Origin of the sequence: Campylobacter novaezeelandiae (assembly GCF_018968685.1) — a bacterium.
GTDB lineage: Bacteria > Campylobacterota > Campylobacteria > Campylobacterales > Campylobacteraceae > Campylobacter_D > Campylobacter_D novaezeelandiae.
On sequence record NZ_CP076657.1, the window covers coordinates 1,477,246 to 1,491,723 of the forward strand.

Genomic DNA, 14,478 nt, shown 5'->3' on the forward strand with positions numbered 1-14,478 from the left:
CTTTTTTGGGTTATAATAAAACAAAAAATCTAAGGTAAATCAATGAAGCTAAAACAAACAAAATATATCTTTGTAACCGGAGGTGTTCTTAGCTCTTTAGGCAAAGGTATAGCTGCAGCATCCATTGGAACACTCTTAAAAAATTCAGGGCTTAATATAGGAATTTTAAAAGCTGATCCTTATATCAATGTAGACCCTGGAACAATGAGTCCTTTTGAACATGGAGAAGTTTTTGTTACAGATGATGGGGCTGAGACCGATCTTGATTTAGGACACTATGAACGTTTTTTAGATGAAAGCTTATCTCAAAGCAATAATTTTACAACAGGGCGCGTTTATCAAAGCGTGATAGAAAAAGAAAGACGAGGGGAATATCTTGGAAAAACTATACAAGTAATCCCTCATATAGTAGATGAAATCAAAGATAGAATAAAAAATGCAGGAAAAGATAAAGATATACTCATAGTAGAAATTGGCGGAACAGTTGGAGATATAGAAGGCTTACCTTTTTTAGAAGCCATACGTGCATTAAAACTTGAAGTGGGCAAGAATAATGCTATGAATATTCATCTTACTCTTGTGCCTTTTATAAAAGCCGCAGGAGAACTTAAAACAAAACCTACTCAACACAGCGTAGGAGAATTACGTCGTATAGGTATAAGTCCTGATATGATCATTTGTCGTAGTGAAAAATCGCTTGATAAAGAATTGAAAAATAAAATAGCTATTTCTTGTGGGGTTGAAAAAAATTGCGTGATAGAAAGCATTGATGCAGCAAGTATCTATCAAATTCCACTTAATTTTTTAAAACAAGATATTTTAAGTGCTATTGCAAATATTTTAGATCTTAAAAATTTAAAACCCGATATGGAAAATTGGAACAACCTTGTTAAAAGAGTAATTGCTCCAAGCAATGAGGTAAAAATTGCTTTTGTTGGAAAATACATCGATCTTAAAGAAAGCTATAAAAGTTTAACAGAAGCGTTAATCCATGCTGGAGCAGCACTTGATACTAAAGTTAATATCAAATGGATAGATAGCGAGAAATTGCAAAATTTAGATTCTTTAGAAGATTTAAAAGATGTAAATGGAATTTTAGTTGCTGGAGGTTTTGGGTATAGGGGAGTTGAAGGCAAAATAAAAGCAATAAATTATGCAAGAGAGCACAATATCCCTTTTTTAGGAATTTGCCTTGGCATGCAACTTGCTCTTATTGAATTTGCAAGAAATGTTTTAAAATTAAAAGATGCAAATTCAAGCGAATTTGATGAAAAATGTCAAAACCCTATTGTTTATCTAATTGATGAATTTATAGATTCTAATGGAACTAAACAAATTAGAACAAGTAAAACGCCACTAGGTGGAACTATGCGTCTTGGATCTTATGAGTGCGAAATTAAAAAAGATAGTTTATTAAGCAAAATTTATCACAATGCCAAATCGGTAAAAGAAAGACATCGTCACCGTTATGAAGCCAATCCAAAATACAAAAAAATGTATGAAGATAAAGGACTTATCATAAGTGGAGAAAATAAAGGACTTATTGAGGCCATAGAACTTAAAAATCATCCTTTCTTTTTAGCAGTGCAATTTCATCCTGAATTTACCTCAAGACTTGAAAATGCAAATCCTGTAATTTGTGGATTTATAAAAGCAGCATTAAATAATGAATACAATTAACAAAGAAGATATAAAAAGAATTTTAAAATTACGTTTTGAAAATGATATGCATACAAAATTATGCGATTTACCTTTGCCCTCTTGCTTAAAAGATATTTATAAAGGGGCAAATCGCATTAAAGAAGCCATAGAAAAAAATCAAAAAGTTGCCATAGTGGGTGATTATGATGTAGATGGTATTATTTCTTGCGTGATACTATCTGAATTTTTTGATGATCTTGGTTTTGATTATGTAGTCAAAATTCCTAATCGTTTTAAAGATGGCTATGGGCTTAATGAAGAAATTATTAAAGAATTAGATTGTGATTTAATTATAACTGTTGATAATGGCATAGCTGCTATTGATGCTGCTAAACTTTGCAAAGAAAAAAATATTGATTTAATCATCACCGATCACCATATGCCCTTGCAAACCCTGCCTGATGCTTTTGCCATTATAAATCCAAAACAAGAAGATTGTAAATTCCCTAATATAGAAATTTGTGGCGCACAAGTGGCATGGTATTTAGTCGCTGCTTTAAAAGAAGTTTGTAAAATCAAATATGATTTATCCAAATTTATAGAACTTTTAGCCATTGCCATTATTGCTGATATGATGGAACTTAGAGATTTAAACCGCGCTCTTGTTAGAAAAGGAATAGAATATATAAATAAATCAAATAGAGCCGCTTTTAAAGCGATAAAACTATACTATCAAAAAGATAAATTTGGACTTGATAATATAAGCTTTTTAATTGCTCCTCTTATAAATAGTGCTGGAAGAATGGATGATGCGAGTATCTCTTATCGTTTTTTGCATACTAAAAAATTACAAGATGCACAAAACTATCTAGAGCAAATTGTGAATTTTAATGAAAACAGAAAAGACGAAGAAAAACAACTTTTCGAAGAATCTTTAAAACAAATTGACGAAAAAGACGCTTGCATTATAGTAGGCGGGGCAAATTGGCACGAAGGAGTATTGGGGATAGTTGCAAGTCGTCTTGCCAAACATTTTAAAAAACCGGCCTTTGTGTTTTCAAAAAATGAAAACAAACTTAAAGGTAGTGCTAGAAGCGTTGGAAAAGTAGATGTTTTGTCTTTAATAACAAAAGCTAACTTTTTGCTTGAAAATTATGGAGGACACAAAGGTGCAGCTGGATTTAGTCTTGATTTTAAATACTTAGATGAATTTAAAAATTTAATCTTTAAAGAATGTCTTAAAATTCCCAAAAATGAATTTAATGATGCAGATGAAATTTTAGGAATTTTAGATCCAATTGAAATTGATTTTGAAATGCTTGAAATTTTAGAGTCTTTTGAGCCTTTTGGATATAAAAATCCAAGACCTTTTTTTGTTTTAGAAAATTTAAATGTTAAAAACAAAAAACTTATAGGAAAAGAAGAAAAGCATTTAAAACTCATATTAAATAAAGATAGCAAAACAATAGAAGCTCTATTTTTTAATTTTGATAAAGAACCGAATTTAAACGAAAAAATCACTCTAGTTGGAAGTATTTCTAAAAATGAATATAGAGGTTTAATAGTCCCTCAATTCATTGTCAAAGAAATTTATTGATTTAACTTTTGTTTGTTATTTATTAATATAATTTAATATATTGCAATAAATAATAAAGGAGAGTTTATGAAAAATATTATTTTTATAATAATGTTTTTAATTTTAGGAGCAAGTATGCTAGAAGCAAAACCAAAAATTGTTATATTAGCCACAGGTGGAACTATAGCCGGATCCATTGATAATGAACTAGAAACAACAGGATACAAAGCAGGAGTTATAGGAATTGAAACTTTAATCAAAGCCGTTCCACAAATTAAAGATTTAGCACAAGTTAGCGGAGAGCAAGTTGCAAATATTGATAGTTCTAATATGACTGATGAAATTTGGCTAAAACTTGCTAAAAAAATCAATGAACTTCTCAAAAAAGATATCGATGGTGTAGTAATCACTCATGGAACTGATACTATGGAAGAAACTGCTTATTTTTTAAATTTAACTATCAAAAGCGATAAACCTGTCGTTTTAGTGGGAGCTATGCGTCCTGCAAGTGCTATGAGTGCAGACGGTCCAAAAAATCTTTATAATGCCGTAGCCCTAGCTGCAAGCAAAGAGGCCAAAAACAAAGGTGTAATGATAGCAATGAATGATAAAATACAAGGTGCAAGAGATGCAAGCAAAACCCACACTTTAAATGTTGATGCTTTTTCTTCGCCTAATTTTGGAAATTTAGGTTATATTGTAGATGGAAAGGTATTTTTTTATAATACAAATTTAAAAGAACATACCAAAAAAACTCCTTTTGATGTGAGCAAATTAGATACTTTGCCAAAGGTTGATATACTTTATACTTATTCCAATGATGGAAATGGCGTTGCTGCTAAAGCTTTATTTGAAAATGGTACAAAAGGTTTAGTGATAGCAGGAAGTGGAGCTGGAAGCATTCATCAAAATCAAAAAGAAGTATTAAAAGAACTTATGAAACAAGGCCTAAAAGTTGCCATAAGCTCAAGAGTAGTGGCAGGATCTGTTGCCCTAAGTAAAGATGATAAAGATTTAGGCTTTATTAATACACAAGGTTTAAATCCACAAAAAGCAAGAGTTCTTTTAATGTTAGCTCTTACCAAAACAAACGATATAAATACTATACAAAAATATTTTGAAAAATACTAAAAATATTAAAGCCTTTAAAAAGGCTTTAATATTTAATATTATTAAACTTTAAAAAATCTCTTAATTTTTCGTATTCTCCTTTTTCTAAAAAGCGATATTTTCCTGCTTTTAAAATACCTAAATCAAGCGCTCCAAAAGCTACTCTTTTAAGATCCATCACCTCTAAATCAAAATGAGCGAAAAAACGCCTAAGTTCTCTGTTTTTACCCTCATTAATAATAACCCTAAGTTTAGTATAACCTCCACTTGAACCAAAAATTTCATAGTCTAAAAAAGGGGCAAAACTCATAGAAGTGATTTTTGTTTTAGCATGAGCTCCTTTTTTTTCATTTTGAATTTCAAGCCCGTTTTGCATAGCCTCTATAACTTGTTTATTTACTATGCCTTTAACTTTTAAATAATACTCCCTTTCTAAATCACTACGCATTAAAGAAGAAGCTATCACGGGAGAATCTGTTAATAAAAGCAAACCTTCACTTGCAAAATCAAGTCTTCCTACACTTAGCCAATTACGAAATTGTTTTGGCAAGCTATCATAAATAATTTTTCTACCTCTATCATCTTTTTTAGAAACAATCTCGCCTTTTTGCTTATGATAAATAATCACACTAAAACTTGTTCTTTTTTGAAGTCTTTTGCCTTTGATAAAAATCTTATCATCAAATTTTACCCCATCGCTTAAAAGGGCTATTTTATTATTGATCTTGACTAAACCTTGTTTAATAAGTTCATCTGCCTCACGACGAGAATAATGGCTATTGTGTGAAATGAATTTATTGATTCTCATTGTTATGCCTTGATTTGTTTAAAACTAACTTGTAATTTTAACATTTTTATTATTCACATTCGCTTTTATGAAAAATACTAAAAATACAGAAGAAATGATAAAATTTAAACAAACTCCAATAGAAAATATTTTTATAAGAAAATCTATATTATCTATAACTAAAAAATAATAAGGGAAATATATACAAAAATTAATTAAGATGCTTATTAAAAGTGTTTTTTCAAAACAACCTGCAGCATAAAAAATACATTTTATACTATAACTTAAATGAAATATTACATAAGCAAAATAAAGGGATTTAATGATACTTAAGCTTTGATTATTTAAATTTAATCCTATAAAAGTTGCTATTTGTTGGATATAAAAATAACTTATAATAACCAAAAATATAAAAAAGATATTTATTGAAAATATAAAAATCAATTTATTCTTAAAACAAATTTCATCTTTTTTTACAATAATCTTTTGAATAATACTACCAAAACTCAAAATAAATACAAGTATAAATCCCCAAAAATAAGACATAGCTATAAAATATTCACTGTTTTGATGCATTAAATTTAAGCTTGCTAAAATTACAAATATATAAGCCATATTATCTAGCAACTGCTCTAAAGCTAGAAATATATGAGTTTTTGCAATAAATCGTATTTTAATATTTTTAAAGCTATCATATATAAAATTTTATATAATAATAAAAACTAATAGTTATCAATATTAGAAACAACGGAACTTACGTTTTATAATACACACCACAATCTGTATATTTTAAAAAAATAAAATCTATCAAAAAGCTAACAATAAATTTAACAAAACAAATAAAAATTAATATTTTTATTCTTTCTTTAACCAAAAACAAAGTAATAAAAAACATTACAAGAAATTCTAAACAATTATAAATCATTGAAAATATAAAAATAAATAATGTGAATTTATACGATAATTAATAACTTTATAATTAACCACCACCCAGCCTATAACAATAAAAACAAAAAAAGTAAAATAAAATATTTTTAATGGATTTTCTTTATTTTTCCTAAAAGATAAAATAAAGGTGCAATTAAAAAAGCTTGAAATATTTCTAAAATCACTTAAAGCCACATCATCTGAGAAAAAGTATCTAAGTGATTTATATCATTTTGTATAAAATGTATTCTAATAAAATCATTAATTTCTGGTAAAAAATATAAGTATAAAAAAAATAAAGAAATAAAATATATTACTTTTCAATAAAACCAAAAAATTATTATATAAAATTTTCATTACTTTAATTCTTGAAAAAATTCAAAACTCCTTTAAGAAGCTTTGAATAAAATTTTACATTACAAAAATAGTTGGGACTATAGTTGGATATTTTTTAATTTTTCTAAATATATGCTTTCTTAATACTTGTCTGATTTGATTTTCTAAAAATCTTGGATCATTTAAAACTTCATCTTTAACATTGCTAAAGAATTGAGCCAAAACTTCAGCCATTTCCTTTGAAAATGCGTGATCTTGTCTATCAGCTACAAGTCCATAGCTAAAAACTCTAGGTTTATTAACAAGTGTTTTTGAAGCTTTATCAAGCTGAGCTATGATAACAACTATTCCATTATCGGCTAAATTTTGACGATCGATTACTACATCATCAGCGATTTGTTTATTGATTTGATTATCTACAAAAACTTTTCCTGTTTTAACTGTTTTTACGCGTTTGATATATTTTTGACAAATCTCAACCTGATCCCCATCGCTCATAAGATAAATATTTCTTTCAGGGATTCCACACTTCATAGCTGTTTCTTTATGCTTAGTGATATGATTATACTCACCATGAACTGGTAGGAAAAATTTTGGTTTTATTAGTGTTAGCATAAGTTTTTGTTCTTCTATGCTTGCATGCCCACTTACGTGAATTTCGCTAAATTCCTGATATGCTACTTTAGCACCAGCCTTAAGCAAATAATCAAGCACCGCAGAAACATTTGCTTCATTACCTGGGATAGCTTTAGCTGAAATGATAATTTGATCGCTTGGCTTGATTTTTATAAATTTATGTTCATCAGTTGCCATTCTATATAAAGCACTCATTGTTTCGCCTTGGCTTCCTGTAGTTACAATTAAAACTTCATTGTCTTTGTATTTATTCACTTCATCAGCATCAATAAAAATTTTTCTATCTAACTTGATATAACCAAGTTCCATTGTGGTATAGAGATTTCTCTCCATAGAACGACCTATAACACAAACTTTTCTTCCGTATTTTAAACCATAAGTGATAGCTTGATAAACGCGGTGAATATTAGAGCTAAAAGTGCTCATTATCACTCTACCTTTAGTCTTTGAAAAAATTTGATCAAAAGTAGGCCCAACAGAACTTTCACTTTTTGTATAGCCTTCCTTGTAAGAATTGGTGCTATCACTTAAAAGACATAAAACTCCATTTTCTCCATATTGTGCTAAACGTCCCAAATCACTAGGATAACCATCAATTGGGGTTTGATCTATTTTAAAATCACCCGTATGTATAATAGTTCCTGCTTTAGTTTTTATAGCAAGTGCAGAAGCATCGATGATAGAGTGAGTGATATGAATCCATTCTATATCAAATTCACCTATTTCATAAATTTTTCTTTTTTCTACAGGTCTAAACCATTTTCTCTCGCTTTTTAAACCATGTTCTTCAAATTTATTTGAAATCATTCCTAAGGCTAAAGGAGTTGCATAGATTGGAAATTGAAATTCTTTAAAAAAGTAAGGCACAGCTCCTATGTGATCTTCGTGTGCATGAGTGATGATAATAGCTTTAATCTTATCCTTAATTTTTCTAACATAAGAGAAATCAGGTATAATAATATCTACTCCGTGCATAGTCCCATCTGGAAAACTCATACCTATATCTACAATAATAGCTTCATTATTTGTTTCAAAAATAGTAATATTGCCACCAATTTCACCCAAACCACCAAGAGGAGTTATGCGGATCTTGTGTTCACTTGAGTTATTGTATTTTAGAGGATTTAAACGATTTTCATGCGAAATACGATTTGCTTCTATACACTCAGCAAGAGCGATCTGCCAGTCTTCATTTCCGATTAATTTAGAAGGAAGATTTTTTCTTTTTTTCTTTTTTTCTTCTTGATTATTTTGAGTATTAGAATTTGAGTTTTCGTGTTCTGAATTTTGAATATTTTTTTTTCTTTTATTTCTATATTTATAATGTTTATTGTTTTTAGAATTAAAATTTATCTTTTGCTCTTGGTTTTCTTGATTATTTTCGCTCATATTCATCCTTTAATTTTTCATAAATTTTAAGGTATGAATCAACGCAAATTTCGTGGGGTCTTGCATTTTCTTTTATATTAAGACTATTTAAAATTTCTAAAACTTTATTTCTATGAAGACTCAAATTTTTAAGAAGCTGTTTTCTTGGAAATTTAAAACAATCTTTTAAAAAAAATTTAAAATCTTCTATATTACAAAGTTCCCTAAATTCTTTTTCCTTTATCAAACTCATCACAGATGAGACAACTTTTGGTTCGGGATTAAAACATTTAGGATCTACATCAAAAAGTATTTTTCTTTTGCAAATTAAAGCACTTAAAACTCCTAAAGAAGAAAATTCTTTTTCATTTTCTTTAGCACAAAATTTAAGAGCCATTTCTTTTTGTACCATAACAATAAGCCCTAAACAGTTTTCATCTTCTAAGGCCTTTAAAATTAAATGACTTGCTATATAATAAGGTAAATTTGCAATCAAAAAATACTTATTTTCATCAAAACTTCCTTTAACCTCGCTTGCATCTTGATGTAATAATCTTAATTTTCCACATTCGATTTCTTTTTGAAATTTCTTTTGCAAAAGCGGTATAAGTTCTTTATCGATTTCATATGCTTTAACAAAAGAAATTTTTAAAAGTTCTTGCGTTAAATCACCTAAGCCAGGCCCAATCTCAACAATATTATTTGTTTCTTTGGGTATGGCTTGGATGATTTTATAAACTATTTCTTTATTATTTAAAAAATTCTGTCCATAATATTTTTTTGCTTTAATCATAAAGAATTATTTTATCTAAAAATTCTTAATTAAGTCTTTTTAGATAAAATTCTAAAAATAAATTAAGAAAGGATTAGATGATAATTTGTGCAGGAGGTAATGAAAATTTCTCATTTGCCAAAGCTATAGGCATAGGATTAGTAGAAGCAACTTGTAATCTAACTAAAATCTGTCATATATATAAACCATCAAATCTAGTATTTATAGGGACTTGTGGATTATACGAAAAGGGTAAAATTTTAGAAATTTATAAAAGCTCTCATGCCTATAATATTGAATTTTCAAAAATTTCAAACAATTTTTACACTCCAGCACAAAATGAAATTTGTCTTAAAAATGAAAATGTTTCTTGTGAAACAATTAAAATAAATTCTTCAAATTATATTTGTCAAGATAAAAAAGCTGCCAAAGAATTTGCTAAATTAGATTTTTTTGCTGAAAATATGGAGGCTTTTGCTGTTTTAAGCGTGGCTAAAAATTTTGGAATTTTTGCAGAGTGTATTCTATGTGCAACTAATTTTTGCAATGAAAACGCACATAAAGATTTCATAAAAAATCATCAAAAAGCCAAAGAAAATTTAATACAATATTTAAAAGAACATAATTATCTCTAAAATATAAGGAATAAATTTTGAAAGAAACTGTAAATATTTTAGATTTTTTACCCGAAGAATTGGAAGAATATATCAATCCAATGTTTCGCGTGAAACAAATTTATCAATGGATATATCAAAAATATGCCGATAATTTTCTAGAAATGACCTCTTTGCCAAAAAATTTACGAGAAAAACTAAATGAAAATTATCATTTTAACCCTCTTAAAATCATCTATAAAGAACAAAGCAAAGATGGTAGCATCAAATATCTTTTCGAACTCAAAGATGGATTGAGAATAGAAAGTGTGCTCCTACCAATGAAAGAAGAGAAATTTGATGAAAAAGGTATAAAAATCGCTCATGCTAAATATACTATCTGTGTCTCTTCTCAAGTAGGTTGTAAAAGTGGTTGTAGTTTTTGTTTGACAGCAAAAGGTGGATTAAAAAGAAATTTAAGTGCTGGAGAAATAGTAGCCCAAATTCTTTGCATCAAAAAAGATAATCAAATTCCTTATGAAAGACGCGTTAATATAGTTTATATGGGAATGGGAGAACCTCTTGATAATCTTAATAATGTATCAAAAGCTATTAAAATACTGTCTCACAATGATGGATTATGCATAAGTCCTAGACGTCAAACTGTAAGCACAAGTGGCTTAGCAAATCAAATCAAAAAACTAGGAGAAATGAATTTAGGAGTATTACTTGCTATATCTTTACATGCTGTAAATGATACTTTACGCAATGAGCTAATGCCTATAAATAAAGCTTATAATATAGCTTCTATTATGCAAGCGGTGCGAGAATTTCCTATAGATCAAAGAAAAAGAGTTATGTTTGAATATCTACTAATTGATAACATCAATGATAAAATAGATCACGCAAAAGAACTTGTCAAACTTCTAAATGGTATAAAAGCTAAAGTAAATTTAATACTTTTTAATCCACACGAAGGGAGTTTTTATAAGCGTCCAAATTTAGAAAATGCTATTAAATTTCAAGATTATATAAGTTCAAAGGGTATAACTTGCACGATAAGGGAAAGTAAAGGTCTTGATATTTCAGCGGCTTGTGGGCAATTAAAAGAAAGAAAGAAAAATGAGTTGGCTTGATATTATAGAACTTATTTTTATATTCTTAGTTGTTATCATAGGCTTTTGTGGTATGGCTTGGGTAATTACAAAAGATAATAAAAATTAGTTTTTAATTTTTAACAAAATCAATTTTTTGCAGTATAATAAATAAAAAAGGTTTATTATGGCAAAAAAACAGCATATATTTCACCCTAATGATACTAAATTTGATAAAAAAATGGTTGAAATTACAGAAAAAACTGGTTTTAAGATCGCAGTATTTTCAATGGCTGCTATGACAATGCTAGGAAGCGTTGTTATTTCTTCGGCTCTTCCTGCCATTAATAGACATTTTGACAAACTTTTACAAAACCAAAATGGGATCTTGATAGAATTTACACTTAATCATCTTGATATTTTAACACGTCTTATTTTAACAATACCAGCTATTTTTGTAGTAATACTATCTCCGATTGCAGGAATGTTTATGGATAAATTCGGCAAACTAAAATTTGTTTTTCCCGCTATGGTAGTTTGGACAATTTCGGGTGTAGCTGGATTTTTTTTAAATGATATTTATGCCATTCTTGTTTCAAGAGCTGTATTTGGAATCGCAACAGCTTTTATTATGACAGGGGCTTCAGCTTTACTTGGAGATTATTATAGTAGAGGTGGATTTAATCGCCGTGAAAATGCTCTTTCTTGGCAAGGTTTTTTCTGTGCCGTTGGAGGGGCTATTTTTATTTCTATTGCAGGTTATGTTTCTAGCTATTCTTGGCGTTATCCTTTTTTGGTATATGGACTTGGAATTTTAATCACAATTTTAGCTTATATATATCTTTTTGAACCTAAGAAATTTAAATTTTATAATCACACTAAAATAGAAACAAAAACAAATTATTGGCAATTTTTTCCTATATATTTTATAGGATTTTTTATCATGGTAATTTATTACATATCACCAACTCAACTTCCTTACTATATAGAAGATCATCTAGGACTTGATCCAAAATATATAGGAATTTCTATGTCAGTTTCTGCTCTTTTTTATGGGGTATTTTCTCTAAGCTATAAGTATTTAATGAAATTTATAAGCATAAAACAAATTTATATTTTAACTCTATTTATTGTAGGTAGTTCTTTTATGCTTTTATATTTTATTCACTCTTTTAGTGCTGTAATATTTGCTTTAGCCTTGCTTGGAACGGGCGGAGGAATTATGCTTGTTAATAATACTGCTTATCTATTTTCTATTTGTCCTGCAAATGCTAGAGCTAGAGCTTATGGAATTTTAGCAAGCTTTATATTTTTAGGACAATTTTTAAGCCCTATAATCTCTCAACCGATAGTAAGGCAAATAGGACTTATTGAAGCATTTTTGGTATGGGCTATTGTGATTTATTTTGTAACCATTTTATTTTTATTTTTCAGACAAAAAAAATAAAAATTTATACAAATTTTTAAATAAGTTTTATAATATAATTCTTATAAAAAATTTTAAAAAACTTTACCCTGCTAAGACTAAAAATTTTTTAAGGATATTAATGCAAGATTTATACTATGAAAAATATTTAAATAATGATTTATTTATCAAAAGATATATTATCCAAATATTAAATGGCATTTTTCTTATCTAAATGGAAAAAGAGGATTCTCTAGAATTTACAAAGTACTATATGCTACTTTTCTAAAAAATTCTTTTTAAAATCTTATTTTACAAAAAGAGTTTTACAAGGAAAGGTCGATATACCCTACCTTGAGCTTGTATTAACTACAAAATGCACCATGCGTTGCGAATCTTGCAATAATTTAATGCAATACTTCTCACCTAACAATCAATACACCTCAACGCTTGAAGGTTTAAAAACAAGCCTAGAAACCTTATTTGAAAAAGTAGATAGCATACAAAGGCTTAGGATTATAGGTGGAGAACCTTTGCTTTTTAAAGAACTTCCACAACTTATAAATTATATAGAAAATTCTAAAAAAATCTTTACCTTTGATATACTAACCAATGCAACCATAGATTTTAGCGATGAGTTGGTAAAAGAACTTAAAAACTCTAAAAAATTAAGAAAAATTAGTATATCTGATTATAAAAAATCTCCAAATTTAAAATCCCACTAAAACAAGAAAGTATTTTTAAAAAACTTAAAGAAAATAAAATTGCTTATTCTTTTAATACAACTGATACTTGGTATGACATAGAAAAAATTTATAAAAGAAATAGAACAAAAGAAGATATCATAAAAAACTATTATGCTTGTATGATGCCTTGTGTTTCTCTTATGAGTGCACAAGGCATTAGCAATGGGGGGGGGGATAAACATTTATTAGCTCCCAAAGGAGCAATCTTTGTATGTCCTGTAGCCAGTTCTTTATCAAGACTTAAAGGTTTAGAAGAATTCAGTGGGGATTTTATCAACCTATAAGATGATAAAAAAAGATATTTGGACTTTTATGTGCAAGATTTTTTTAAAGCTTGTGATTATTGTCACGATTATACCAAACCTATTAAAAATATCCCTATAGCTATACAAACCAAAAAGATTCTAAAATTAGAAAAAGATTAAAGATATTTTTCTAATTTTTTAATGATATTTATAATAATTTCTTGCTTTTCATCTTCACTTAAATTATCTTTGGCATTTTTAATAAAAATATAATCTTTATTATATGTTGGCCAAAGCACTTCATCTCCTAATGGGTAAAGTGCGATACTAAAAACCTTCAAATTTGTGGCAAGATGAGTAGTGCCTGTACTAGGGCTTATTACACAAATTGATTTTAAAATAAGCTCTGCTAAATTTAAAATATCATCATTATTTTTGAAAATTACAATTTCTTTAGATAAATTTTTATCATATCCATAAAGCTCATTTATAAAATGATCATGCACCAAATCGTAAGTAGGTATAACAATACTAACATCTTGATAAATTTGTCTAATGTTTTTTGCTAATTTTAAAAAAGAAATAGTATCTAAAGTAGTATTTGAAGTAATGCTAAAAGGATTAAGCACTATAAAACGTTTAATTTCATTTTGATTTAAAAAATTCTTAATTAAATTTTTATGTGTTACATTGGTTTTTATCTGTGTTTTAAATTCTAAATTTTTAATCTTTTTATCAAAAATTCTAGCATTTATTTTTCTAGCATAAAAAAGCAACCTATCTCTTTCTGTTTTTTTATTATAAAGACGTTTAAGAAGTTTTATCCAAAGTGTTTTGCATTTTATAGAAAAAAAGCTTCTGATTTTGAGTCTTGTGATAACTTTTTTAGCATTACTTTTAATAAAAAGATCAATTAAAAAAGTATTTGCCTTATATGAAATAATATAATCTAAACTATATTGATTAATTTTTTCTAAATTTTCTTGTTTTATAGAATTTTCTAAAATTTCAATATAATCAATAAATCCCAAACTCTTTAAAAGAGACAAAGTGTTATTTCTTGCAAAAACAATAATTTTTGCGTTATAGATATATTTTAATGCATAAAGCATATCTAAACTTGCTATCATATCACCTAAGGCATCAGGACAATAATAGCCTATTTTAAGTGATACCCCCCCCGTTTCAATCTTTTTCATTATCACTCCTTTTAAGATAACTCAAGCTAAAAATTTTAGCTTA

General features: G+C 27.9%; 13 protein-coding genes. 8 read left to right on the top strand and 5 right to left on the bottom strand.

What is annotated here, in order from left to right:
- Positions 1 to 42: 42 nt before the first annotated feature.
- From CNZW441b_RS07505 to CNZW441b_RS07515, 3 genes are all read left to right on the top strand, one after another.
- The gene (locus tag CNZW441b_RS07505) at positions 43 to 1,680 is read left to right on the top strand and encodes a CTP synthase (protein WP_131163200.1); all 1,638 of its coding nucleotides are present in this window, start codon (positions 43 to 45) and stop codon (positions 1,678 to 1,680) included.
- Positions 1,667 to 3,238, top strand: coding sequence for a single-stranded-DNA-specific exonuclease RecJ (recJ, locus tag CNZW441b_RS07510; protein ID WP_131163201.1), 1,572 nt, complete (start codon positions 1,667 to 1,669; stop codon positions 3,236 to 3,238). The genes CNZW441b_RS07505 and recJ overlap by 14 nt, the downstream gene beginning before the upstream one ends.
- A gap of 114 nt (positions 3,239 to 3,352) precedes the next feature.
- Positions 3,353 to 4,348 carry a type II asparaginase gene (locus tag CNZW441b_RS07515; protein WP_131165640.1) on the top strand — a complete coding sequence of 332 codons (996 nt, stop codon included), beginning with the start codon at positions 3,353 to 3,355 and terminating at the stop codon, positions 4,346 to 4,348.
- Positions 4,349 to 4,373: 25 nt separating this feature from the next.
- Here CNZW441b_RS07515 and CNZW441b_RS07520 read toward each other — a convergent pair whose 3' ends face one another.
- The 4 genes from CNZW441b_RS07520 to rsmA form a co-directional block, all read right to left on the bottom strand.
- Positions 4,374 to 5,135 carry a pseudouridine synthase gene (locus CNZW441b_RS07520; protein ID WP_131165636.1) on the bottom strand — a complete coding sequence of 254 codons (762 nt, stop codon included), beginning with the start codon at positions 5,133 to 5,135 and terminating at the stop codon, positions 4,374 to 4,376.
- Positions 5,136 to 5,159: 24 nt separating this feature from the next.
- Positions 5,160 to 5,729, bottom strand: coding sequence for a hypothetical protein (locus CNZW441b_RS07525; protein WP_131163203.1), 570 nt, complete (start codon positions 5,727 to 5,729; stop codon positions 5,160 to 5,162).
- Between the two features lie 723 nt (positions 5,730 to 6,452).
- Positions 6,453 to 8,408: a ribonuclease J gene (locus CNZW441b_RS07530; protein ID WP_131163204.1), complete on the bottom strand. Its 1,956-nt coding sequence runs from the start codon at positions 8,406 to 8,408 to the stop codon at positions 6,453 to 6,455.
- Entirely contained in the window at positions 8,389 to 9,174 is a 786-nt protein-coding gene (gene rsmA, locus CNZW441b_RS07535) for a 16S rRNA (adenine(1518)-N(6)/adenine(1519)-N(6))-dimethyltransferase RsmA (RefSeq protein ID WP_131163205.1), read from the bottom strand. The genes CNZW441b_RS07530 and rsmA overlap by 20 nt, the downstream gene beginning before the upstream one ends.
- Positions 9,175 to 9,251: 77 nt before the next feature.
- On the opposite strand from rsmA, the gene CNZW441b_RS07540 reads away from it, so the two are divergent.
- The 5 genes from CNZW441b_RS07540 to CNZW441b_RS08185 all read left to right on the top strand — a co-directional run bounded on the left by CNZW441b_RS07540 (position 9,252) and on the right by CNZW441b_RS08185 (position 13,275).
- Complete coding sequence (locus tag CNZW441b_RS07540) at positions 9,252 to 9,788, top strand: phosphorylase family protein (protein WP_131165634.1); 537 nt, start codon at positions 9,252 to 9,254, stop codon at positions 9,786 to 9,788.
- A gap of 17 nt (positions 9,789 to 9,805) precedes the next feature.
- On the top strand, positions 9,806 to 10,882 hold the full coding sequence (gene rlmN / locus CNZW441b_RS07545; RefSeq protein WP_131165633.1) for a dual-specificity RNA methyltransferase RlmN: 1,077 nt from the start codon (positions 9,806 to 9,808) through the stop codon (positions 10,880 to 10,882).
- A gap of 145 nt (positions 10,883 to 11,027) precedes the next feature.
- The gene (locus CNZW441b_RS07550) at positions 11,028 to 12,287 is read left to right on the top strand and encodes an MFS transporter (protein ID WP_131165632.1); all 1,260 of its coding nucleotides are present in this window, start codon (positions 11,028 to 11,030) and stop codon (positions 12,285 to 12,287) included.
- 368 nt (positions 12,288 to 12,655) lie between these two features.
- Positions 12,656 to 12,970, top strand: a complete 315-nt coding sequence (locus tag CNZW441b_RS08180) for a hypothetical protein (RefSeq protein WP_243830576.1) — start codon at positions 12,656 to 12,658, stop codon at positions 12,968 to 12,970.
- A 140-nt stretch (positions 12,971 to 13,110) separates the two neighbouring features.
- Complete coding sequence (locus CNZW441b_RS08185) at positions 13,111 to 13,275, top strand: hypothetical protein (protein WP_244985438.1); 165 nt, start codon at positions 13,111 to 13,113, stop codon at positions 13,273 to 13,275.
- Between the two features lie 137 nt (positions 13,276 to 13,412).
- On the opposite strand, the gene CNZW441b_RS07560 is transcribed toward CNZW441b_RS08185, so the two are convergent.
- Positions 13,413 to 14,435 carry a glycosyltransferase family 9 protein gene (locus CNZW441b_RS07560; protein WP_216681398.1) on the bottom strand — a complete coding sequence of 341 codons (1,023 nt, stop codon included), beginning with the start codon at positions 14,433 to 14,435 and terminating at the stop codon, positions 13,413 to 13,415.
- Positions 14,436 to 14,478: the final 43 nt, after the last annotated feature.

Bases quoted from the DNA above. Each gene is read 5' to 3' on its own strand.
- CNZW441b_RS07540 (WP_131165634.1), top strand. From the start codon at position 9,252: ATGATAATTTGTGCAGGAGGTAATGAAAATTTCTCATTTGCCAAAGCT.
- CNZW441b_RS08185 (WP_244985438.1), top strand. From the start codon at position 13,111: ATGATGCCTTGTGTTTCTCTTATGAGTGCACAAGGCATTAGCAATGGG.
- recJ (WP_131163201.1), top strand. From the start codon at position 1,667: ATGAATACAATTAACAAAGAAGATATAAAAAGAATTTTAAAATTACGT.
- CNZW441b_RS07550 (WP_131165632.1), top strand. From the start codon at position 11,028: ATGGCAAAAAAACAGCATATATTTCACCCTAATGATACTAAATTTGAT.
- CNZW441b_RS07530 (WP_131163204.1), bottom strand. From the start codon at position 8,408: ATGAATATGAGCGAAAATAATCAAGAAAACCAAGAGCAAAAGATAAAT.
- CNZW441b_RS07505 (WP_131163200.1), top strand. From the start codon at position 43: ATGAAGCTAAAACAAACAAAATATATCTTTGTAACCGGAGGTGTTCTT.
- CNZW441b_RS08180 (WP_243830576.1), top strand. From the start codon at position 12,656: ATGCAATACTTCTCACCTAACAATCAATACACCTCAACGCTTGAAGGT.
- CNZW441b_RS07560 (WP_216681398.1), bottom strand. From the start codon at position 14,435: ATGAAAAAGATTGAAACGGGGGGGGTATCACTTAAAATAGGCTATTAT.
- CNZW441b_RS07525 (WP_131163203.1), bottom strand. From the start codon at position 5,729: ATGGCTTATATATTTGTAATTTTAGCAAGCTTAAATTTAATGCATCAA.
- rsmA (WP_131163205.1), bottom strand. From the start codon at position 9,174: ATGATTAAAGCAAAAAAATATTATGGACAGAATTTTTTAAATAATAAA.
- CNZW441b_RS07520 (WP_131165636.1), bottom strand. From the start codon at position 5,135: ATGAGAATCAATAAATTCATTTCACACAATAGCCATTATTCTCGTCGT.
- CNZW441b_RS07515 (WP_131165640.1), top strand. From the start codon at position 3,353: ATGCTAGAAGCAAAACCAAAAATTGTTATATTAGCCACAGGTGGAACT.